Here is a 22,991-nt window from a genome sequence, read left to right as displayed (position 1 = left end):
ACTCTTATCACTACAATTCATGGAACCTAAAAAACTGAGCATACGTGGTGCGCGTATGCACAACCTGAAAAATATCAATGTAGATCTTCCGCGAAATCAGCTGGTCGTGTTTACCGGATTGTCTGGTTCTGGAAAATCCACGCTCGCTTTTGATACATTGTATGCTGAAGGGCAACGGCGATATGTAGAATCCCTTTCAACATATGCCAGGCAATTCCTTGGTCAGATGGATAAGCCTGATGTGGATTCTCTTGAGGGGCTTTCCCCTGCAGTGTCGATAGAGCAGAAAACCACCTCAAAAAATCCACGCTCAACTGTAGGTACCGTAACAGAAATATATGATCATCTACGTTTGCTTTTTGCACGTTGCGGGCGACCGCATTGCCCGGAATGCGGCAGTGAGATACAGGCACAGTCCATTGAGGATATGGTGAATGCTCTAATGTGTGAACCAGAAGGTAAGAAGGTCATTCTTCTGGCACCTGTAGTAACAGCACGCAAAGGTAGGCATGAACAAATTCTTGCTCGAATCCGCAAAGAGGGATTTGTGCGGGTCCGTGTCAATGGTGAAGTTTTCCATGCAGACGAAGTTGTTTCACTTGAGAAAAATAAACGTCACACTATTGAGGTGGTTATAGACCGTCTGGTTATTAAACCTTCTATACGCAGACGAATGTCTGATTCTGTGAGCACGGCCGTAAAGCTTACAGAGGGGTTTCTGCTAGTCAATTTCCCAGATGATAATATTGAACGATTATATAGTGAGCATGCAGCATGTCACGATTGCGGCATATCGATGCCGCAGACTTCGACCCAACTTTTTTCTTTTAACAACCCACAAGGGGCATGTGTTGAGTGTGGTGGGCTGGGAGTAAATCAGTTTTTTGACGACGGTCTTGTGGTTCCTGATCACAGTAAATCTATTATTGGGGGAGCTATTGCACCGTGGGGGTGGCGATCAGAATCGACGTATACCGGGCAGATGCTTTCTGCAGTAGGCAAACATTACGGCTTTACACTTGATACCCCATTTGGCGACCTTTCCAAAAAACATCAGGATGTCATTCTGTATGGTTCAGGTTCTGAGGAAATCCACTTTTATTATCAGAAAGGCCGGAGGGTAATGACATCTGAGAAAACATTTGAAGGTGTTATTCCTCAACTTGACAGGCGGTTTCATGAAACACAGTCTCCGATGATTCGTGATGAACTCGGAAAGTTTATGAACGAGCAGACCTGTTCGAAGTGTGGCGGTGCGCGATTAAAACCAGAAGCGCTATCCGTAAAGGTCGGCGAGTGGTCAATTTATCAATTAACGTGTTTCTCAATTGAAAAACTCTTGGCGGCATTACCGATATTGCCTTTCACAACTCGTGAGAGGGCCATAGGTGAGCCGATCTTAAAAGAGATAGTTGACAGGTTGTCTTTTCTCGAAGACGTTGGCTTGGGGTATCTTTCGCTTGATAGAAGGGCAGGAACTCTGTCGGGTGGAGAAGCCCAACGTATCAGGCTTGCGTCCCAGATTGGTTCAAGGCTTGCGGGAGTTCTCTATATTTTGGATGAACCAAGTATCGGTTTGCACCAGAGAGACAATCAGAAACTTATAAATACACTGATTGAGTTAAGAGATTTAGGTAATAGTGTGATTGTTGTTGAGCATGATACCGACACAATCCTTGCTGCTGATCATGTACTTGATATGGGAATTGGTGCCGGGGTGCATGGAGGCACTGTTGTTTACACCGGCAACGTTCAGGGGTTACTTGAAAGTGATGAGTCAATAACCGGTGCGTATCTGTCAAACAGGAAGAGGATAGAAATACCAGACAAGAGAAAGCGCGTTGCCAAATCAACTTCAAAAAAGTTGCAGATAAAAAAGGCAATTACCAATAATCTGAAAAACGTTTCTGCTTCCTTTCCTCTGAGTGTTATGACCTGTGTGACCGGTGTTTCCGGTTCTGGTAAAAGCTCATTAGTTATCGAGACTCTCTATCGCCTTGCAAAGAAAGGTTTATCGCTTAAAAAGAGCAGCTATGAAAGTCCGGCCGGAACCCTTTCCGGTCTAGAACACATTGATAAAATCGTCGATATTGATCAGAGCCCTATTGGTAGAACTCCCCGGTCAAATCCAGCAACATATACCGGCGTGTTTACACCGATCAGAGATCTTTTCTCGCGTCTTCCTGAGTCACGCGCGCGAGGGTATAAACCTGGTCGGTTTAGTTTTAATATTAAAGGTGGTAGATGTGAGGCGTGTGATGGCGAAGGTGTAATCAAGATTGCCATGCATTTTCTACCCGATATTTATGTTGTCTGTGAATCCTGCAACGGCAAGCGGTACAACATGGAGACGCTTGATATTCTTTACCGTGATAAAAACATCCATGATGTGCTTAATATGACGGTTGAGGAAGGACTGGAGTTTTTTCAGAATATTCCACCAATTAAAAATAGACTGCAAACTCTTACAGATGTAGGTCTTTCTTACATTAAACTTGGTCAGTCTTCGGTTACTCTTTCAGGCGGTGAGGCTCAGCGAGTTAAACTTGCCAGAGAGCTTTCCGGTAGACCCAGTGGAAAGACACTGTATATCCTTGATGAACCGACAACCGGTCTACACCCAGCTGATATCCAGCATCTGCTTAATGTTTTAAGAAGGTTGGTTGATCATGGTAACACGGTAGTAGTTATCGAGCATAACCTTGATGTTGTAAAAACTGCAGATTGGATTATTGACGTCGGGCCTGAGGGCGGTGATGGTGGTGGGCAGATTGTTGTGTGTGGTACGCCTGAAGATGTTGCAGAAGAAACTACTTCATACACCGGGACTTTCTTGAAACCTGTACTGACAGAGCAGATTAAAGGAAAAACCGCCGAAAAGCTTGCTTGATAAGACCAAGTACGGTTAAATGCCACCGATACTTTTTATTCTCTTTATGATGCTGTTAGCATCGTAATTGATAACTCATTTCAACGAGGAAAATAATGGCAGAGAACACAGAAAATCAGGAATCCGCTCCGCGTCCGGAGTTTCGTATGCAGAAGATGTTTATCAAAGATCTCTCCTTTGAGAATCCGAATGCTCCTGAAGTATATATTACTCCGGCGAAATCAGAGCCAAAGGTAGAACTGAACCTCAATCTGAATCACAAGTCGGTAGATGGCGATCATTATGAAGTTACCCTGCAGGTGTATGCAAAGGTTTCTACAAAAGATGATGACAAAGCATTGTTCATTCTTGAGATTGAGCATTCCGGCATTTTTCTTGTAAAAAATATTCCAGAAGAGCATTTAGAAATGGTTCTTGGTGTTGATTGTCCGACACTTCTTTTTCCATTCACCCGTCAGATTGTTAGCCAGGTTACCGTTGATGGTGGTTTCTCCCCATTCCTTATGGAACCAGTAAACTTCATGGCACTTTTCCAGAATGCTAAAGCGAAGAAAGAAGCAGGTAACTGATACTGCACGGATTCGTTTGATAGTAAAAATACAAAAAAGGGGGCTGGCTCATTTTGAGCCAGCCCCCTTTTTGCATAAATTGGAGAGGGTATCGTTGACAGCTTTTCTACATGAGTGTGTAGATTACGAAGTTATCAACCAGAGTGGTCACACCTTTTTCAATTGCTTTTGAAAACAGCAGGTCATATTGGTTGTCAGCCAGGAAGGATTCGGGAGAAACTTTCACGCTGATTCTATTTGTATATACTACGTTACCAGTTGACGCTTCCTGAATCCAGATTCTCAACTGGACTGCAGCCTGATCAACTCTTCCGCTTCGATGCAGGTTTTTACCGGCTGCATAGCCAACACCACCCCAGAGAATAGCGTTGGCGCTATCTCCGCCACTGATGCCGAGAATTTCATCGCCATCACCCCATGGGTAGTGAGCGCTTTCGTAGCCAATCCGAGCACCAAGGATACCGCCGGTAATCTGGTTGTTCCATTCGTCGTAGTAATCCGAATCAGCAAAACCAAAAAGAATCCTGTTTGTACCGTTGTTAATAAAAGGTAAAATACCCTTTTTCCAAGGAACCCATGCAGTGTCCTGACGGGTTTTGTATTCAAGAATACGACCTCGAACCACATAGTCGGCGTCGAAGTAACGGCCGATTTTAGCAATTGTTGTTTTGGTCAGACCGTGCGTCCCTGGGTTACCGGTTGCGCCATTAGCGAGTTCAGCCTTTTGCATACCGATATATCGCTGTATTTCGGACTTCATTGTATCAGACCAGTCCCCGGATAGTTCATGCTGAAGAGACGATGATTTCGAATTTTCATAAGGCATGAGACCAATGACATTTTCGGCTACAAGGTACTGGAAGACATCTTCTTGTACAGGAAGGCCGAAACCATTAGCAACTAAGCGGTCTGTGAGCGTTTCTGTTACAAGCATATTTCGCCGGTGTGCGGAGGCGATATTGTCACCGTTGGAATAGTCGGCGAATGGTAATATAACCGCTGTCTTACCGGTTCCAGGAGCATTGTAACCCGGGGTTTCAGGTACGTTCAGGGTCTCTATGACAGCCTGCCCGCAACCTGTTAAGGTCAGTGCCAGAACTCCTAAGAGTAAGTATTTCAGCCTCTCCATGATCATCTCCTGCCTAAGTGATGTGGGTTAAACGTTACTAAAAAAATAAATTAAATTATACGCGGTTTGAGAAGGATTATAAGCTCACGTTTTTGCGCTACTTTCTCCTCATAACCAAAGAGGTAGCGAAGTAACGGTATATCTCCAAGTACTGGTGCAAATTCTCCATTTGATTCATCCACGTTACTAATAAGACCACCAATAACGAGCATCTCACCGTCATTAACCTTTACGGTCGTACTCAGTTCTCTAACATTTACAATTGGAAGACCGACCTGAGCTCCGAGATTACCAACAGCGAGGTATTCAATTGGCTCAACGAGTTCAGAAGTTACAGGAACAAGATTCATGATAATTTGCTTATTATCAAGAACAGTCGCAGTTAAGGCCATTCCTATACCTGAAAGAATTCTTTCAGTTTCAACAGAGTAGGAAATTATGCCGGTTTCCGAATCCAGATCTGATTCAATTGAGTCTACATACGTTACATTTCGACCGACCGTGATCATTGCTGGTTGGCCATTCATTACACTAAGCTTAGGATTCGAGAGAATCTTTGTGTCGCCTTGTTCTTTTAAAGCATTCAGGAATACGTCAAAGTTTTTGGAACCAAGAGTGACTTTAGAGATGAATCTACCCGGGTCACTGAGAGAAGTATGAGCGCCTATGTCAGAATATGTGTCATAGTCTGACCCGGTGTCATTGAAAGCATATCCATTTCCATTGTCGTTCTCGTTTGCAGAAATAAATGGATAGACCTGTCCATTATATCCGAAAGCCACGGTACCGCTGACGTTGAAGTTCTTTAGGACGCTACTCCAATTAATTCCAACTGTTGAAGTATCGTTGAGTTGAACTTCAATGATTTTCGCCTCAATGGTGATCTGCTTATAGAGTTCTTCCTTGAGCGTCTTGAAGTATGTATCAAGGCGACTCAAAAGTGGACGAGGCGCTGTGACAGTAATCATGCCAATAGGCTTATCAATAATATACATCGACCCGCCAGCAGAAACTTGCCGGGTAGCTATTGATGTCTCACCTGTATCCGCTGCAGCGCCAGCCTCATCCCCTTCAGGTTCTTGCACAGGAGGTGTAGTTGTGGCAGTAGTGTTCCAAGTGTTTATGATTGCGTCCATATTGTCCTGGACGTTTTTCCAGATGTCGAATTCGTTGTTAGCACTTTTAATCTCTATAGTACCGTCAATATTATTCGAGGTCTCATCACTGCCTAGAAGGTTACCACCTGTGCCAGTGGAATAATTCTGTTTAGTGAAGGGCATTGCAACATGAAATCTTTTGGTTTCTTTGTATTTTACAACAATGGTGTTGCCCTGCATCTCGTGGAAAAAATCAACCTGACGAAGCAGGTTGTCTATTGATCCATAGAAATCATCATTAGCATTAATATCAACATCGACGAGCACATTCTGGTCAACATCACTTGCCCATGAGACATTCATTTTTTTCAGTGCCGCCAAGCGCTTAAGAATGTCCCAAAGTGGCTGAGGGCCACGGGTTGAACGAATGGAAGCACCAACTTTGAGAGTAGAGCTCTCTTCTTCAACAAAATCATCCCTACTGTTCATGTCTACCATATACGATGGGGTCTGATAACGGACCGGCAATGTAGCAGGGGATGACGGAACTTGTTGGATAGCCTCTTGTGCCACCATTTCCTGAGCTTTTTGAGGCTCAGTAGCAGGAGCTGCTGTTTCTGTGTCTGTAGGCGTGTGCTTACATGCAGAGAAACTAGCCAGAAAAAGCACGAGGCTACTGGAGATAAATATGTTTTTAATGGACATCATAAAAAACCTCTTGGAGCTGTCAATCAACCTTGATGGAGATGGACTGTAAAATTGCTGAACCTGTAACTCTATCAGTTTGAACCAGCGGCTATACGTCCCAGTATATACTTCTTCAAATCAGGACGTAGCTGAAAACCAGATGCCATTATTGCCTGATACTGCGAAGTCGCTTTTTCAGGTTGGCCCATTTTGTCAAAAATTCGTGCTTGCGCTAACATTGTATCGACGGTTTCACCATAATACTGATGATATTTATCAATAAGCTTAATGGCTGCAAGATGCTGATTATTTGTTTCGTTAAATGTGGCAAAACTAAACAGTGCCTCTTTCATTGGAGGTTCACCGCTGATAGCCTGGGTGAAGAATTCAGAGGCATCCTCAATGCGCTGCATATTAGCAGAAGCGATAGCAGCATAGAGTGCAGCTTTGTCATTGGCTGGATCAATTTTCAAACTCTTTTTTGCATTGAAAATCGCTTTGGCATTTAAACCCAGATGAACAAGGTATATGGTCGAAAGTCTGTTGTAGATGTTTACATTTGTGGGCCAAAGCTGTGCAGCATTTTCGTATAATCCAGCAGCTACTTCGAAGTTTTCATCTTTGTCAGCAACTCGTGCCATCCGAAGTAACTCTTTAGCCTGCATGACTTCTTCAGGTTGATTTGCAGATTGCTGAATGATAAGAGCCTCTTGCTCAACAACTTCAATGTCTGCTTCAAAAGAGAGATTGTCTTCTGCTCGTTCTGGCCATGCAAAAGCTTTTTTCTTTGGATATATGACAATAGTGTTATAGCGTTCTTCCTTCTCAAGATCCTGTAGGTTCAGGATAATATCAAGAGCAAAATCCCAAGGTACATCACTGAGAGCGAGGGTGAGCGTTCCCTGAACACCTTCATCTACAATAATATTTAAATCAGTAATTTGACGGAAGAGTCGGAAGACATTGTGGATGTCAATTTTGTAAAAATCAACGCTGATTCTTTTTTTGTTGTAACCGGAAAAAGCAAAGCTGTCTTGAAGAGAGCTTACGTTATCGCTTGGTACGACATCCCCTGTAGCTGCTGGTTGGCTTTTGGATAGTAGTGAAGTTGAGGATTCGATCAACTCATCTAATGTGCTGTCTGATACACCGTTCGTGTTTTTATTTGCAACCGGGCGAAGTTTAGCAGCAGAGAAGGGACTATTGCTTTCTTTAACTATTACTTCGAGCCCTCTTTGAGTACTGCGTATATCATAACTAAATAATTCGGATGATGCAGAGTCAAAAACAAACCGAGCGCCGCTGCCTCGTGGTGCTACACGAATTTTATCTATTGATGTACCTATCTGTTTTTCTCTAATCAGCTCACTAATAGAAACATCCGGTATATCTATATAGATTCTTGCAGGTTTTTCGCCGGATCCGTCAAGTGTGTTCACTTCATAATCACTGATTGCGGCTGTGGATGCTAGCAGGATACTGGTTGTTCCTGATTTTGTGGTGATATCTAAATCTGTAATAGAGGTAGTGCCGGTCATAGGTTTGCTAAGACTGGCACTTGCATTGACAGGTGCTATAACTATGCCGATATTATTACCGTTTTTATTGACTTTGTAGTCATGCGTGTCAGCAATTTCTATTTCAAAACGTGTTATTTCAGGTTGTTGCGCATCCAATTTAGAAATTGCTAATTTTCCAACCGGATTTGCAGGGATCAGCTGTTCACTGCTCTTTCCTGTGTCGTCAAAAACAACTCCGGCAATATCCAGGATCACCCTGAATGGAGCAAACCTTTCGGAAACAGTATATGCAGGCACCGAATTACCGAGTATATCAATTGAGAGAGTATCCTTCTCAAAATCGGACTTCAGTGCCGAGATGTGATAGACAGGACCGTTGACTTTCTTTGCTGTTTGCTGTGCCAAAACAGTTGAGTGACTAAACGCAACTAGAATTGACAGCACTGTAAGAATAGCCAGTTGGGAAATTGTAGACCTCGCGTACATTTTTTACTCTTCTCCCTCTTTCTTAAGAACCATCACTGTTTTGGATACTATCTTCTTTCCGGCTCGCGTTTGTGCGGTTTCTTCAATAATAACCTGATTTGGAACAATGTTTTTTACTAAGCCTCGCTTACCGATCTTGGTTCCGATGGTGATGATGTAGCCTTTGCCGGTAAAGTCTTCAACCATGGCAAAGTCCTTTCCCTCTTTTTTCATCAGTGCAACAAGTTTTAGCTGCCCTGGTTCAAATATCTGCATACCAGTCAACTCAGCTTGCGAGTCAACAATTTCATCCATGTTGACTTCGCTTGTAGTTGCTTTTTCGGTAATAAAAGGGACAAAAGGATCTTTCCTGTCTTCAATGACGTATTCGTATGGTACCTGTTCTTCTATAGTAGCAAGTGTATCACTGTTCGCCGTAGTTTCCTCGGCATTAATGCTGTGAACTGGGAACACGAACATCAGTGAAGCGATCGTACACAATACACATTTGTAACGGGTGCAACTGGGTCGCCAATTGATATTGTCAGCTGAATGTTTCATAAAATATATCTTCCGGTTAATCATTTTTTCTGTTTCGGAAGTTCTTTATTGGTAAACTTATAGGTTACCAGTCGGCAATCCGATTTAAGCAGCATTTCGCCACCTTCAAATTTCGGAGAACTCATTTTTACATTAGAGACAGAAACAATCCTTTCCAGTTTGCTTACCCTGTCAAAAAAGAATCCGACATTATGGTACGGTCCACGCACATTTATTGTCACGGGGATTTCATCATAAAAATCTCTTGGCACACTAGGCAGCGGTTTGAATTTAAGAAAATCAAGGCCGGCATTTCTGCCCAGAGATGATATGTCACGCAATAACTGTGGAATTTCTTTTTCTTTGGGGAGCAGCATTGCTTTCTCGTCAAATTCGGCCTGTGTTTGAGCAAGTTCAGCCTCAAGTCGTGGTTTGTCTGCGGCCCGTTTTTTTACTTTTTGAAGCTCTTTCTCAATTTGTGTTTTCGTTGATGTTAAACCGTCAAGAGTTTCCAGGTTGGGCTTCAGGAAAAAGAAGTAGTAGGCACCCACTGGCAGGGCGAAGATCAGGATGACCAGAAGAAGCTTTACCTTCAGCTCCATTGGGATATACTTCGTATCCAGAAAATTTGTGAATGCCTCGTTCTTTTTCATGCTGTCAGGTCTTCCGGGTTGTCCTATGAAATTATTAAACTATTTTGCTGTCGCGACTTGTTTTGGTTCTGGTTGTGCAACAGAAACGGTCATGGAAAAACTCTTTAAGTCTCTTCCGGCAATATTCTTAAGTGATGAATCCGTGAGGTCAACGTCCCTAACTATTGGCGAAACCTTCAGGTTGTCCATGAATTGGGCTACAGTCTGGTTATCAAGTGCTATACCACTCAACTGTAAAGAACCGCCCTGCTGATTGAGAGAGAGCAACCACATCCGGTCCGTATCTATAATGTTGGCTACTTCATCCATAACTCTGACAGTTAAAGATGAATCGGTTTTGAGCTTTTTAATGACATCTATTCTTCGCTCAAGTTCTTTTTTCTGCTGCTCCATTTTTTTGATCTGAGCAATAATTGGAGCATAACGCTGCTTTTCTTTATTTAGCGCTGAAATTTGATTTTCCAGAACGGTGACTTTACCGAGCTGGTAATAGGTTACCAAGCCAGCAACAGAAAACAGACACAAAAGGCCAACAAAGAGACCGATGAGCTGGTTCCGGGCCTTAGCCCGTTTTTTTAGCTGCCGAACAGGGAGCAGGTTGATTTTGATCATAACTCTTCCATTATCTGGCTTTCAGGCTCTTAAATAACAGATGGCCTGATAGCGATACCCGTAGCTATTGCCATTTCAGGTCCAATGCTGGCTAGATACTCGACATCGATCTTTTTAGCATTGGAACTCATTTGTTCAAAAGGATTAAATAGTTCTACTTCCAATTGTGTTTCTTGTTCCAGGAACTCACGTAATCCGAGAACTTTTGAGCCGCCCCCGCTTAAAACCAGACTTTGCAATGGTGCTTCCGGGTTGTTGGCGTGATACAGGTCAATAGCTTTTTTGATTTCAAGAACCCATTGGGTGCAGGTTGATGAAAAAATTTCTTCAATTTCCTGTTGGTGTTCTTTCGCAGGTACCTGCCCGAGTTTGATTGCTTCGGCTTCTTCGAATTCGATATCGAGAGTAGCCTGAATCTGCTCAGTGAGTTGTCTGCTTCCAACAACAATGTCTCTTGCCACAACCGACATTCCGTTTGACAGAATGTTTATATTCATTTTTGAGGCACCAATATCGACAAGTGCGACATTTACGCTTTTGGCTCCACTGTATTCATACGTATTTTCAAGAGCAAAGCCGTCGACGTCGACGAGAACTGGCTGTAAACCGATGCTTTCAAGCATCTCAAGGTAATCATCAACCACCTCTTTCTTGGCGGCAACAAGCATAACGTCTGTTCGATCAGAAGTATCTGTGTTGGTTTTTAAATTCTGGAAATCAAGATAGACATCTTCAATGTCGAAAGGGATGTATTGTTCAGCCTCGGTCATGATGTGTTCTTCTAATTGATCGTCGTCCATCACGGTGAGGTTAACTTTTTTTACGATGACAGAGTATCCTGAGATTGAAATGCCAACTTTTTTGTTTTTTATTTTAAGATTGCCGAATAAATCAGATATGGCTTTTGCCACTATTTCCGGCTCTACCAGCGTGCCGTCATCAACTGCTCCTTCGGGTAAAACTACGCTGCCGAGTGACAAAACAGCATAACCCTTGTCAGTTCGCTTGAGCTGGCACACTTTTACTGCATGGGAGCCGATATCGACACCCACAACGAGATTATTCTTTGACAGAAACGGCAAGTTCATAGTGGCTATGATGACAAAATTTTAAAAAACGATTTGGTTGAAATAAACGATATAAAGCTAAGCCTCAGATTTTTCATACTTAAACATTATTTAGGACACAATTAAATCAAATTGTCAAGGGAAAGGGATGAATGGAATCTTAATTCTTTTCTTTTTTTAACAGGAAGTTAATAGCTGTCTTGACGTGTTGTTGATCAGTTGTCTACAATATATTGTCACGCAATTCTTTGATTACTCTTTATATAGTATGTTGCTTCCTGTTTTCCTTGCAATAATGCGGTGCATGGCGATTTCTTCAATACGATTCAATGTGGCTTGTAATTAGATACAAGATAATGTAGCTTTGCTGTGTTTAATTTCTCGCATAAAACCAAATTTATAACTCGTAAGAGGTTCTGAATTGAATACAAATAAACAGAAAAAATCTGTTCTCAGGGAATATGCTGAGGCATTTATTATTGCAGTGCTACTTGCATTGTTTATTCGTACATTTGTTGTGCAGGCATTTAAGATTCCTTCAGGTTCAATGATACCCACATTAAAAATTGGAGATCATTTACTGGTAAATAAATTCATTTACGGTCTTAAAATGCCTTTCACCGGGACAACGTTGATCCCCTGGAAGGCTCCATCTCGCGGTGATGTTGTTGTCTTTCGTTATCCAAAAGATAGAAAAGTAGATTATATTAAACGCGTTATCGGTTTACCAGGCGATAATGTTGAGATAAAAAATAAAGTACTTTTTATTAATGGGCAAAAGGTTGATGATCCTCATGCACATTTTGCTTCCGATGTGATATTAAGTAGAAATGCTAGTGTCCGGGATAACTTTGGTCCCGTAATGGTTCCTAACGATTCAATCTTCGCTATGGGAGATAATAGGGATAACAGTTCTGATGGACGATTCTGGGGATTCGTGAAGCAGGAGGATATCCTTGGTAAGGCATTTATTCTTTACTGGTCTTGGGACCTTGAAAAACCTTTGTTCTCTGTTGCCAGGTTTACTTCTGTAAGATGGAGCCGAATCGGTGACATTATTCACTGAAATATTTTATCAGGCTAACGAGGGATTCCATTGCAGGTAGATTACACTTTCAGGCACAAACATATTCTTGGTCTTGAGCAGATGTCGGCGGATGATATTCTTCATGTCATCAACACAGCCCGATCGTTTAAAGAAATATCCACGCGGCCAATCAAGAAGGTACCAACGCTTCGTGGCAAGACCATAGTGAATTTTTTCTTTGAACCTTCAACCCGAACACGGCTTTCTTTTGAAATTGCAGCCAAAAGAATGAGTGCTGATACATTCAATATTTCAGCCTCTACGAGTTCTGCAACCAAGGGCGAAACACTCATCGATACAGCCCGAAATCTGCAGGCTATGCACCCTGATATTATTATTTTGCGGCACTCGAGTTCTGGCGCACCACTTTTGCTTACCAAGAATGTCGAAGCGTCGATTATCAATGCCGGTGATGGTACGAACGAGCATCCCAGTCAAGGTTTGTTAGATATCATGACTATTCTTGAGAAGAAGGGAAGTCTTGAAGGATTGAAAATTGCTATCGTCGGTGATATCGCTCATAGCCGTGTTGCCGGGTCGGATATTATAGGTTTCAATAAACTCGGGGCTCGTGTGTTTTTAAGCGGACCCGCAACGTTTATGCCTTCCGGAGTAGAGCAGCTTGGTGTTACGGTTTGCAGGGATGTGCGGGATGCAGTTGAGGATGCTGATGTGGTCATGGCACTCAGAATTCAAAAAGAAAGGCAAAATGATCCGCTGATTCCGAGTCTTCGGGAATATGCACGATTCTACGGTATCAATAATTCACGTCTTGCTCTGGCAAAAGACGATGTGATTGTGATGCATCCAGGGCCGATAAACAGAGGCGTAGAAATGAATCCAGATGTGGCTGATGGTAGTCGGTCAGTCATCCTTGATCAGGTAACAAATGGTGTTGCAGTCCGCATGGCGCTACTTTATCTCGTTAATGGCGGGGATAAGGCGGACGAAGAACAGGGAGGTAAGGGGTGAGCACTATAATCATTTTACACAATGGTCGGGTTATCGATCCTGTTAACGGGCGTGACGATATCGGTGATATCTGGGTCCAGGACGGAAGAATCATAAAACCGTTAAATGCGATTCCTGAAGGAAGTACGTTTATAGACCTTGCTGGTAAATGGGTTGTACCTGGACTTATTGATGTCCACGTGCATCTTCGTGAACCTGGGCATGAGTACAAAGAAAATATTGAATCCGGAACCAGGGCTGCTGCTGCTGGAGGATTTACTGCTGTAGCCTGTATGCCGAATACATCCCCTGTGAATGATTGTGCTTCTGTCACACAATTCATCGTTGAACGAGCACGCGGATGTGCAGCGCGTGTGTATCCGGTTGGGGCTGCGAGTAGAGGAAGTAAAGGGGAGAGCCTAGCTGAATATGGTGAGATGAAGGAGGCTGGTATTGTTGCTGTCACTGATGATGGACTACCTGTTTCTGACAGTCAGCTTATGCGCCGATCAATGGAGTACGCTTCCAGTCATGGGCTTGTGGTAATGTCCCATTCAGAAGAAACATCGTTAAGCCGAAATGGATGCATGAATGAAGGAATTACTGCTACCCGGCTCGGGTTACGCGGTATTCCCGCAGCGGCTGAATCAGTAATGGTTTACAGAGATGTGGCGATTGCTGAACTGACCGGGGCACATGTGCATATATCACATGTAAGCACAGAAGAATCTCTATCTGTTATCAGGCTTGCAAAGTCACGCGGAGTGAGAGTGACCGCAGAAACAGCCCCGCATTACTTTACACTTACAGAGGAGGCTGTATTTGGATACGACACACACGCAAAAATGAGTCCGCCACTACGAGGTGCTAAAGATCGTGATGCTATTCGTGCTGCATTGGAAGATGGCACTCTTGATGCTATTGCCACTGATCATGCGCCCCACTCGGTTCTTGAAAAGGATGTCGAATTCAATGAGGCTGCTAACGGGATAACCGGTCTTGAGACCGCCTTGCCATTAAGCCTGGCGCTCGTTCGTGAGGGTGTTATCAGTGTAAAACGTATGGTTGAGTTGATGAGTGTTGGTCCTGCCAGAATTCTTAGTGTTGAAGGCGGTTCACTTGGTGTTGGTGATGTTGCTGATATCACAGTCATTGATCCTGACGAGCATTTTGTTTTTTCAGCTGAAGAGAGTCTTTCAAAAGGTAAAAACTCACCATTCGATGGTTGGGAGTTGCAAGGTAAATCGGTTATGACGCTTGTTGCTGGAGAAATTCAGCATAACAAACTGTAGCAGTTTTTCCTCCAGTGATTCGGGAAAGTGATCCGGGTTTTCCGGGTCACTTTCTCTCTCTGCATAGATTTATCCAACATTAATAGGTAGTTTTCTCACAACTTCGATTTTTTCCGGTGATACTTCAGCCTGGTAAGCGAGCAGCATGACGCCTTTTGCTTCCGCTTCACGCAGGCTGTTTGCATATATAGGGTCAATCTGCTCAGCTGGTTTGAAGTGATCAGCATCCATTCTTTGAACTAAAAAGAAGATGCAGGCTTTGTGGCCTTTGTCTACCAGTTTCATAAGTTCCTGCAGGTGTTTTGTTCCTCGTGCGGTGACCGCATCAGGAAACATGGCGCAGTTTTCCTCTACAAGAGAACAGTTTTTGATTTCTACGTATGTCAGGCTATTTTCATGGGTTACTGCAAGATCAAGCCTGCTGCCTTTCGAAACTGTTACTTCCCGTTTGATTGACTCAACCTGTTGAAACTCAGCGATACGTCCCTGTTCAATAGCCTCTGCCACAAGACCATTCGTGCGTGAGGTATTAACACCAACCCAGGTCGAGTTATCCTGCACCATCTCAAGGGTGTGTGGATATTTTCGTTTTGGGTTGTCTGATTCTGAGATGGCTACAAGGCTACCTGGGGTAGAACATGAGCGCATAGATCCGGTATTAGGGCAATGGACTGTGAGAGTGGTGTTATCAAATAATTTTACATCAACCAGAAATCGTTTATACCGCTTTATGAGTGTAGCTGTTGTAAGGTCAGGAGTAAATATCATGATATTTCTTTCTGTATTTGGTAGTTATACAAGGTTATCTTGCAAGTAAGTAGGCATTATTAATGAATTTGTATTGCATACGACGATAACCGCTCTTGAGGAAAAGGCAAACAATCATAACCCCGCAGAGCTGCTGTTCAAAAATACCACTGAGATTTTCTGAGGGATGTCGATAGTTACAGGTTTGAAATTTTCATGATAATATGATGCTATCAATGGAGACACAATGACGATTTTTCCATTAAGAAGCTTCCTGTAGCAGTTTTTTTTAGGTTCGTGCAGGATGCCTGACGTGAGTCGGGCACGAGTAAATATACAGGCTCGTGAGATGTGGCACGAATGGAAATAGATAGAATATAGTTAAAAATAATTGATATATAATATAAATATGATATATGGATCGTCATGGAAAGACGTTAATTCCTGCCCATGAGATTTGTATGGTAGGAAGGTGGGCGGATCAAATTCAAAAATCTACTCTAATCTAAAAGGAGAGATACTGCCATGATTTTAGGCATAAACGGTCTTGGACGAATCGGAAAATTATCCCTGTGGCATCATGTGTCGCGTAAACATTTTTCCGAGCTTGTAATTAATACCGGTAGAAATGTCGGTGGCGGGCTTGAAGATCTTGCAGCCTCGATCGAACGCGATTCAACCTATGGTCGTTTGGGAACATACCTGCATGGCCATAAAGCCGGCCGCATGATTCAGGAACTCAATGAGGCCGCCGGTACCATGTTGATTAATGGTGTGCCGGTTAAGATCCTGCGAGAAGCTAGAAATCCAAAAGACATTGCCTGGCGCGATAACGGAGTGAAGCTTGTTGTAGATACCACAGGAGTCTTCAAAGACCCTACTGCTGACGTAAATGATGGGCGCGGAGCAATGCGCGGTCACCTTCAGGCAGGCGCCGAAAAAGTGCTGCTTTCCGCCCCGTTTAAAATTACATCTAAAGGGCTTGATATGCCCGAAGATGCAATTACAACTGTAATGGGCATCAATGATGAGATGTATGATTCTGAAAAACATTCTCTCATCTCGGCGGCTTCATGTACGACTACCTGCCTCTCTTACATGATCAAACCGCTCATGGAAAGACTGGGGGCCGATCGTATACTAAGTGCTTCAATGGTTACTGTTCATGCAGCCACAGGCAGTCAGGAGGTCCTAGACAGGCTTCCAGGGGCAGGCGCTTCAGATTTGAGAAAGAACAGGTCCATTCTAAATAATATTATCCTGACCACAACTGGAGCTGCAAAGGCTCTTGCACTGGTTATTCCTGAAATGGAATCAATCGGATTCATGGCTGAGTCTGTACGTATTCCAACTTCAAGTGGTTCACTTATTATTCTGGTTCTTAATCTTCAGGATGATATGGACTCGCCGACCAAACGAGCCGAAATAAATACGATCTATAAAGAGTTTGGTGAGATCAATACGTATCTGCAATACACTGAAAAGCAGAATGTCTCCTCAGATATTCTTGGGAATCCAGCAGCAGCGACAGTTATTGAGGCCTCTGAAACGCATACCCGCACCGCCTCAATTCCTGTTAATCTAGAGAAGGTGAAGGCGGCGAATATTACACCAGGCTCAGATCCTATTTTGAATGTGCCGGTAACTCAGGCCGTTGTCTATGGTTGGTATGATAATGAATTAGGAAGCTATACCAATATGCTCGGGGACCTGACAGTTCAGGTCGCTGAAAAAATGCTCTAGTGATAATTCGTGAGATGGGGCTGGGAGACCTGCCCCATATTTCACAAATTGAGCAGGATTATCCTTCTCCCTGGGCTCTAGCTCAATTGTCATCGGAGCTTACCTACGCCGATGGCATATCACTCGTTGCAGAAGATGAAAGTGGAATAATCATTGGATGGTGTTCAGCCCGCTTTGCTGCCCCTGAAGCAGAGCTTCTTAAAATTGCAGTTCACCATGATCGCAGGGGCGAAGGGATAGCCGGGCTGCTCCTTGGTCATTTGTTAGATGCTTTGTCTCATAAGAATGTTGAGACCCTTTTTCTAGAAGTTCGTTCCCAAAACAGGTCCGCATTACGATTCTATAGAAATCACGGATTTATTCAGGTAGGGGAACGGCCGGGATATTATGCTGACCCAAAAGATAATGCCTTGATCTTTAGCAAGGAATTACTAATTGCTGATAGGTAATCTAAGTGGTTACTAATTTTTTAATTCAAAGAGTAGAGCAGGTATCACCTGGAATGATTTTCTTGCATTTGGTTATAAAAGAAGCAGGTTATCGCAAGTAATGATTTTGAATGGGCTGATTAGTATGTAGTTGAGTTCAGCCTGTATCCTGGTCTGGTGTGACCCCAATGAACTTTGGGCGCAAAAGTGCTTGGGGTGAGATGTTCGGTTTTAGTCTTTGAATAGTAGATTAGAATAGGGACCAAATGTTGAGGTTGCTCAGTTGAAAAAAATGATTATAAAGTTTGAACTAGTTTGGGTTACATGCACATGAATGAATGCTGATGCGTTTATTCGAGGAATTATTGCTTTCATATATGAAAAAAACATTGCCGACAAAATTAGAATATTGTATGGTGGCTCGGTCAAACCAACCAACGTTGATGAACTTGTCGTTCAAGTAGATGCTGATGGTACCTTGGTTGGTGGAGCAGTGTTAAGCTCAGAGTTTTTTGGCCGAAATATTAATTTTGATAAGATTTAAAAGAAGGACTGAATGGATACATTACTCACAATAGCGCACGTTATCGTTTGCCTCTTTCTAGTAGGTATTGTCCTGCTTCAGCATGGCAAGGGAGCAGACATCGGTGCGACCTTCGGTGGGTCTAGTCAGTCACTTTTCGGCACCGAAGGACCGCTGCCTTTGCTCAATAAGATTACAACCGCGGCTGCTATCATTTTCATGCTGACATCAGTAACACTTGCGTTTCTCTCAACGCAAAAAAGTTCTAGCTCAGTAATGAAAAGTGTGGTAAAAGAGCAAGCCGCAGTAGTTGAAGAATTAAAGCCTCAACCTCTTGAAGAAACAGCGTTACAGGCTACTCAAGCCGCGCAGGAAGCTGTTGCAGAGGAAGTTGTTACTGAGGAAGAAAATAAGTAGTAAGTAGTATTTTTTCATAGTGCCGAAGTGGTGGAATTGGTAGACACGCTGTGTTGAGGGCGCAGTAGGCTGAGCCTGTACGAGTTCGACTCTCGTCTTCGGCACCATGAATTGTAAAAGGCTACAAGTAGAGTTTGCTTGCAGCCTTTTTGTTTTAACCTCAAACTCCGTGATGCAATCATCTTACAGTGTAGAAATACGTGGTGAGGGAAAAACGTGCTGAATGGAGAGTAGGATTGTAGTAAAAAAACGTTATCTATAGTGCCGAAGTGGTGGAATTGGTAGACACGCTGTGTTGAGGGCGCAGTAGGCTGAGCCTGTACGAGTTCGACTCTCGTCTTCGGCACCATTGATACGAGAAAAGGGCTGCAAGTATTATTACTTGCAGCCCTTTTTGTTTTTTATCCTGGGAAAGACTCAATCATCAAATATCTACTTGTATATGTCGATTATCTATTAGCCTTCTCTTAAGAGGCTGTCCGACAATGGCCTTGGTTCCAAACTCTTCGTTATTATCAAAAAACAATACATTGAATATCATATATATGGCTGTGCTCGTTTTTTGAGAACGCCTCGACTTTGACCCAAATTCCTATTCTCGGAGAACCTCCTAGGCAGAGATATCTAATTTCGAGATAATTGTCCTTTGCGTATTTGGGATTCTTGTCGATCATTGCCGGATTCTTTGAGCCTGCAACACGCTGCCACCTCGTTTGATATAATTCCTACATTTATACCAATAATGCCGAACTCCAGTGCTTAACCGATACATTAGGGGCGTCCAATGTCGCGTGTATGAAATAGTCAACAAGCCCCTATTCGGTGTCGTTGCATATGGAGATTCCTACATTTTGAAACCATTTGGCCCTGCACGGGTAGCATTGAGATCGGTATCGGCAAAAACAATGGATTTGGCATAATCTAATTATTTAACATACGTTTTTTTTAATAATTTGGGGCAGGTTGACACTCGTTCTACAATTGCCAGAGCAGATAGTATTGTTGTGTTAGCAGGTTGGTAAACAACGGTGCATCCGGTGAAGAGAGCAGGAGGGATTTTGCTTCTTCGGCAAACCATTCATTATCATATATTCCATAAGCAATTTCACAAGGTGCTTCGGTGAGTGGTTTTCTCATTTCTGCCGGAAGCATTTTGGCGGATTCTTCCTGATGTTCACCACTTCCGTAAAAGCCGGAACACTCATTGGATGAGAGGACGCAAGATAAACCTATGCAGCTTCAGCATTTTCGTTTGTAAGACGAGTTTCTGGGGGCTGTATTATGGTACCACGGCTAATATTTCGTCACCTGCATGGTTCTTTACACGGATAGTTGCATTGCTATCAGCTTTAATCGATACGCTATTTCTCAATGCATCTCTTTTGGAAGTGTAGACGTTTTTAATTTCTATATAACGATACGTCAGTGTTTTACACATTTGGGGAGGCTTTATTTTTATGGCTGAGGATCTGTATAAGGGAGTTGGACTGTGTTTAATCTCGCGTCGCAGGTAATTGTCTAAAACAAAAGCACATTGTGGATAGATCTTTTCACACGAGGAAGAACTGCTGTTTCGGTCATGTTTTTGTGTTCCTCAGCGATGTGAAAAGAACAACATAGTTGTGAAAAGTACAGCATCTTCCATGTTATGGTATGGATAACGATGTAGCTATCATACTGAAAAAGCATGTTAAAATATTGGCACGTTGTTTGCTATGTATAAGGTACATGACGGAGAGCGATGGTGACAGGCCAATTATTATTGAAAGCGTTAATGAGTCACATTCCATTTTGCAGACCCGTAATATCAAACTGAACGGAGAATCGTATGAAAGTCATAAAGCTCACTGAAACAAATGAATTCACCCCTGAGGCGATGAAACGATTTTTCCTTGTGGAAAATTCACCAAATTTCAAGATTGTTAATTTTAACCTCGATAAAGATGTCACTTTCCCAGTCCATTCCCATGATCTGGATGGTGAGCTCTCTATTCAGGTTATAGAGGGAGAAGGCTATTTTCTTGGAGATGCTGGTGCTGAGATACCTGCAACTCAAGGTGATATACTCATTTCTCAAATTCGAGAACCACACGGCGTGCGTGCCAGTACCAGAATGAGAATTCTGGTTACCATTGCACCTCCAATTTAACTCTCTATCAGCAGGTTAAATTAAAGTGCGTATCATATGGAAGTGACCGCCTGACAGACAAGGCAAAACAGGAGAATATTATGGCTAAGAAAGTAGTGATCCACCAGGACGAGTGTATTGGTTGCGAAGCGTGTGTTGAGATCTGCCCTTCGGTTTTTAATTTCGATGATGATGAGGGAAAAGCATATGTGGTAGAAGGTGCAAATGGGGATGAGGATTGTGTAGATGAGGCAATTGCTTCGTGTCCTGCGGAGTGCATCGAAAAAGAAGAGTAATCCATTATGAGTACAGTATCTTTAAGGCACCGCTGGTTATAGGCGGTGCCTTAAAATCAGGTAAAGAACTGTCGTGCGCCGATTGAAATCGTTGTCTAATAATTGAACCCAATTGTTTTTCTGTTCTGAAGTTGCCTTTTTCCCTCGTGTAAATATTCGAGCCAGACAGATTCAGGTACCATGCTACCACCTGTTGCCCAGACCACATGGGTAGTGTGCTGATTCGCTGTATTACTGATTCCAGTGTATTCACTGTTGTCAAAAATTCTCGCACAGCCAGAGAAACCTATAACTGCTGACGGTTCAAGATGAATATTCTCACTCTGTGCAAGGATAGCCAGCAGTGCAGACATTTCCTCGTCATTTACAGTGAAAATTCCAGAGAGCAGATGTTTCATTGCTCTGCATACACGTCCGGAAGGACGACTTACAGCGAGGCCGTCGGCAATGGTTGTGTTCTCTATTCCTAATTGTTTGGCTGATATTGAATCATGTAAGTCTGTAGAGAGACCGACCAGCATCGCTGGCGATTGTGTGGGTTCAGCGAAAAAGCAGTGAACATTATCACCAAAAACAAATTTAAGGCCAAGGGTTATACCTCCAGGTCCTCCACCTACACCGCAGGGCAGATAGACGTATAAAGGATGATTCTTATCGACTGGAATAGATTGTTCCTGTAATTGAACCTTTAGCCTCTGAGCAGCAACGGCATACCCTAAAAATAGATCCTGTGAATCCTCATCATCAACAAAATGACAATGAGGATTCTGCTTTGCCTGCTCCCGACCCTCTGCAACAGCTACGCTATAGTCTGCATCATGTTCAACTACGCGAACTCCTTTGTCACGGAGCATATCTTTTTTCCACTGTTTGGCATCTGAGGACATGTGTACGGTGACGCCGAATCCGAGTTTCGCACTTATAATTCCAATTGAAAGTCCGAGATTTCCCGTTGAACCTACAACAATAGAGTACTTGCTGAATAATTGATAAAAAGGCGCAGTGGCAATACTTACATAATTATCGGTAAGCTTGAGCAGGCCGTTTTCAATCGCTGTTGTTTCGGCAAACTTAAGAATTTCATAGATTCCACCTCTTGCCTTGATTGAGCCTGATATCGGTAAATGACTATCAAGTTTTACATAGAGGTTTCCGGTGATAATCGTGTTGTAGTAGGTGTTCAAACTCTGGTGCATTGCCGGGATTCTTTGCAGAGGCGATTCGATAATGCCTTGCGTTTGAGTAGTTTCTGGAAAAGCTAGAGCAATATACGGACGAAAACGTTCGAGTCGCCTGGCGGCATCTTCGACATGTTCTCTGGTGAACTCGAGTGTCGATTCAACTTTTTGGAATGGAATACTGTTAGGGTTTAGCCATAATGTCGGCTTTTTGTTTAGTACATCCGCGAGAACCGGTTGTCTTTTAATCAATTCTGCCACTGTTTTACCGCAAATCCGTGTCTCCATATTGGTCCTTTGCAGGTGATTTGAATGAACGGGCCGTGATTTCTAACAAAGCTTTCTGACAAGTGGAATGAAAAAAAATCAAGCCTCGCTGTATACAAAATCTCTCAATGTACATAAAGTGAAATAAGGTAGATATGAATCGATTATTGAAATTGTTTCATAGCGATTGAGCGATATGGTTAATGCGAATAGAATGAATCATTAAATTTTCTGTGCTTCCTGTCGATAAAGGATTTACAGCCCTAAAATTGATTATTGTAGCTTAAAGAACGCTTTTCAACACTACCCGGAGTTTATCATGGCACTATCAGCAATCTCAAATGTCCCTTTCACAAAAAATCCTGTAAGTCAGCAGAAATCTGAGACTGCCGCCGAACAATCAAACAACGGGTCCGGCCTTTCTTCTGGCAAAAACAATGCTGAAAAATCATTTGATGATACTGTAACTCTGAGCCCGGTGGCTGAAGTAGCAACCTCAGAAAAGACTGCAGATCTCTCTCAAACGATTGATACAATAGCAGCTGAAAAAATACTGCCGGAGACTATGAAGGCTATTCTCGCTGATAGCAGGACTGCGGTATCTGCCCAGGCAAATGTGAGCACACAGGCGGCACAGGAATTTCTCGGCGATAAGTAGTAAGAAAAGCTAATCCGGATAACTGTAACCTTTCAGCTCTGTTGCGG

Annotated in this window: 22 protein-coding genes and 2 tRNA genes; 14 read left to right on the top strand and 10 right to left on the bottom strand. The window is 43.0% G+C overall.

From position 1 onward, the window contains the following. Positions 1-19 precede the first annotated feature (19 nt). Both uvrA and secB read left to right on the top strand, forming a co-directional pair. Positions 20-2,890, top strand: a complete 2,871-nt coding sequence (uvrA, locus tag FCL46_RS20430; protein WP_136805968.1) for an excinuclease ABC subunit UvrA — start codon at positions 20-22, stop codon at positions 2,888-2,890. 95 nt (positions 2,891-2,985) lie between these two features. Further along, positions 2,986-3,459: a protein-export chaperone SecB gene (gene secB / locus FCL46_RS20425; RefSeq protein WP_136805967.1), complete on the top strand. Its 474-nt coding sequence runs from the start codon at positions 2,986-2,988 to the stop codon at positions 3,457-3,459. 106 nt (positions 3,460-3,565) lie between these two features. Here the strand turns inward: secB and FCL46_RS20420 are convergent, their stop codons facing one another. From FCL46_RS20420 to pilM, 7 genes are all read right to left on the bottom strand, one after another. Continuing rightward, positions 3,566-4,588 (bottom strand): hypothetical protein, encoded by a 1,023-nt coding sequence (locus FCL46_RS20420; RefSeq protein WP_136805966.1) that lies wholly within the window; start codon positions 4,586-4,588, stop codon positions 3,566-3,568. A 50-nt stretch (positions 4,589-4,638) separates the two neighbouring features. Then, positions 4,639-6,393 carry a pilus (MSHA type) biogenesis protein MshL gene (gene mshL, locus FCL46_RS20415; protein WP_136805965.1) on the bottom strand — a complete coding sequence of 585 codons (1,755 nt, stop codon included), beginning with the start codon at positions 6,391-6,393 and terminating at the stop codon, positions 4,639-4,641. A gap of 71 nt (positions 6,394-6,464) precedes the next feature. Next, a complete protein-coding gene (locus FCL46_RS20410; protein WP_136805964.1) occupies positions 6,465-8,378 on the bottom strand; it encodes a hypothetical protein in 1,914 nt (637 codons plus the stop codon). A 3-nt stretch (positions 8,379-8,381) separates the two neighbouring features. Beyond that, positions 8,382-8,918: a pilus assembly protein PilP gene (locus tag FCL46_RS20405; protein ID WP_167505769.1), complete on the bottom strand. Its 537-nt coding sequence runs from the start codon at positions 8,916-8,918 to the stop codon at positions 8,382-8,384. Between the two features lie 20 nt (positions 8,919-8,938). Next, positions 8,939-9,550, bottom strand: a complete 612-nt coding sequence (locus tag FCL46_RS20400; protein ID WP_136805962.1) for a type IV pilus inner membrane component PilO — start codon at positions 9,548-9,550, stop codon at positions 8,939-8,941. A 39-nt stretch (positions 9,551-9,589) separates the two neighbouring features. Then, entirely contained in the window at positions 9,590-10,162 is a 573-nt protein-coding gene (locus tag FCL46_RS20395; protein WP_136805961.1) for a PilN domain-containing protein, read from the bottom strand. Between the two features lie 29 nt (positions 10,163-10,191). Further along, entirely contained in the window at positions 10,192-11,250 is a 1,059-nt protein-coding gene (gene pilM, locus FCL46_RS20390; RefSeq protein ID WP_136805960.1) for a type IV pilus assembly protein PilM, read from the bottom strand. Between the two features lie 400 nt (positions 11,251-11,650). On the opposite strand from pilM, the gene lepB reads away from it, so the two are divergent. The 3 genes from lepB to FCL46_RS20375 all read left to right on the top strand — a co-directional run bounded on the left by lepB (position 11,651) and on the right by FCL46_RS20375 (position 14,559). Next, on the top strand, positions 11,651-12,295 hold the full coding sequence (lepB, locus tag FCL46_RS20385; RefSeq protein ID WP_136805959.1) for a signal peptidase I: 645 nt from the start codon (positions 11,651-11,653) through the stop codon (positions 12,293-12,295). A gap of 81 nt (positions 12,296-12,376) precedes the next feature. Continuing rightward, the gene (locus FCL46_RS20380) at positions 12,377-13,288 is read left to right on the top strand and encodes an aspartate carbamoyltransferase catalytic subunit (protein ID WP_420811287.1); all 912 of its coding nucleotides are present in this window, start codon (positions 12,377-12,379) and stop codon (positions 13,286-13,288) included. Beyond that, positions 13,285-14,559 (top strand): dihydroorotase, encoded by a 1,275-nt coding sequence (locus FCL46_RS20375; protein ID WP_136805957.1) that lies wholly within the window; start codon positions 13,285-13,287, stop codon positions 14,557-14,559. Before FCL46_RS20380 ends, FCL46_RS20375 begins: the two co-directional genes overlap by 4 nt. A gap of 69 nt (positions 14,560-14,628) precedes the next feature. Here FCL46_RS20375 and sfsA read toward each other — a convergent pair whose 3' ends face one another. Beyond that, positions 14,629-15,327: a DNA/RNA nuclease SfsA gene (gene sfsA / locus FCL46_RS20370; protein WP_136805956.1), complete on the bottom strand. Its 699-nt coding sequence runs from the start codon at positions 15,325-15,327 to the stop codon at positions 14,629-14,631. Positions 15,328-15,831: 504 nt separating this feature from the next. Between sfsA and FCL46_RS20365 the strand changes: the two genes are divergently transcribed. From FCL46_RS20365 to FCL46_RS20340, 6 genes are all read left to right on the top strand, one after another. Next, entirely contained in the window at positions 15,832-17,049 is a 1,218-nt protein-coding gene (locus tag FCL46_RS20365) for a type I glyceraldehyde-3-phosphate dehydrogenase (RefSeq protein ID WP_136805955.1), read from the top strand. Beyond that, entirely contained in the window at positions 17,049-17,498 is a 450-nt protein-coding gene (rimI, locus tag FCL46_RS20360; RefSeq protein ID WP_136805954.1) for a ribosomal protein S18-alanine N-acetyltransferase, read from the top strand. The genes FCL46_RS20365 and rimI overlap by 1 nt, the downstream gene beginning before the upstream one ends. A 313-nt stretch (positions 17,499-17,811) precedes the next feature. Further along, a complete protein-coding gene (locus FCL46_RS20355) occupies positions 17,812-18,021 on the top strand; it encodes a triose-phosphate isomerase (RefSeq protein ID WP_136805953.1) in 210 nt (69 codons plus the stop codon). 12 nt (positions 18,022-18,033) lie between these two features. Further along, positions 18,034-18,417, top strand: a complete 384-nt coding sequence (secG, locus tag FCL46_RS20350) for a preprotein translocase subunit SecG (RefSeq protein ID WP_136805952.1) — start codon at positions 18,034-18,036, stop codon at positions 18,415-18,417. A 21-nt stretch (positions 18,418-18,438) separates the two neighbouring features. After that, positions 18,439-18,524 (top strand) — tRNA-Leu (locus tag FCL46_RS20345). 156 nt (positions 18,525-18,680) lie between these two features. Then, positions 18,681-18,766 (top strand) — tRNA-Leu (locus tag FCL46_RS20340). A 576-nt stretch (positions 18,767-19,342) separates the two neighbouring features. On the opposite strand, the gene FCL46_RS28925 is transcribed toward FCL46_RS20340, so the two are convergent. Beyond that, a complete protein-coding gene (locus FCL46_RS28925; RefSeq protein WP_136805951.1) occupies positions 19,343-19,495 on the bottom strand; it encodes an aldehyde dehydrogenase family protein in 153 nt (50 codons plus the stop codon). A gap of 750 nt (positions 19,496-20,245) precedes the next feature. Between FCL46_RS28925 and FCL46_RS20330 the strand changes: the two genes are divergently transcribed. Together FCL46_RS20330 and FCL46_RS20325 are read left to right on the top strand one after the other, a co-directional pair. After that, positions 20,246-20,566, top strand: coding sequence for a cupin domain-containing protein (locus FCL46_RS20330; protein ID WP_136805950.1), 321 nt, complete (start codon positions 20,246-20,248; stop codon positions 20,564-20,566). A gap of 80 nt (positions 20,567-20,646) precedes the next feature. Next, complete coding sequence (locus tag FCL46_RS20325; protein ID WP_136805949.1) at positions 20,647-20,841, top strand: ferredoxin; 195 nt, start codon at positions 20,647-20,649, stop codon at positions 20,839-20,841. 95 nt (positions 20,842-20,936) lie between these two features. Here FCL46_RS20325 and FCL46_RS20320 read toward each other — a convergent pair whose 3' ends face one another. Next, positions 20,937-22,307 carry a D-serine ammonia-lyase gene (locus tag FCL46_RS20320; protein WP_136805948.1) on the bottom strand — a complete coding sequence of 457 codons (1,371 nt, stop codon included), beginning with the start codon at positions 22,305-22,307 and terminating at the stop codon, positions 20,937-20,939. A gap of 298 nt (positions 22,308-22,605) precedes the next feature. On the opposite strand from FCL46_RS20320, the gene FCL46_RS20315 reads away from it, so the two are divergent. Then, positions 22,606-22,944: a hypothetical protein gene (locus tag FCL46_RS20315; RefSeq protein ID WP_136805947.1), complete on the top strand. Its 339-nt coding sequence runs from the start codon at positions 22,606-22,608 to the stop codon at positions 22,942-22,944. Positions 22,945-22,991 lie beyond the last annotated feature (47 nt).

Origin of the sequence: Desulfosediminicola flagellatus (assembly GCF_005116655.2) — a bacterium.
GTDB lineage: Bacteria > Desulfobacterota > Desulfobulbia > Desulfobulbales > Desulfocapsaceae > Desulfopila > Desulfopila flagellata.
This window is presented reverse-complemented; position numbering and strand designations above follow the sequence as displayed.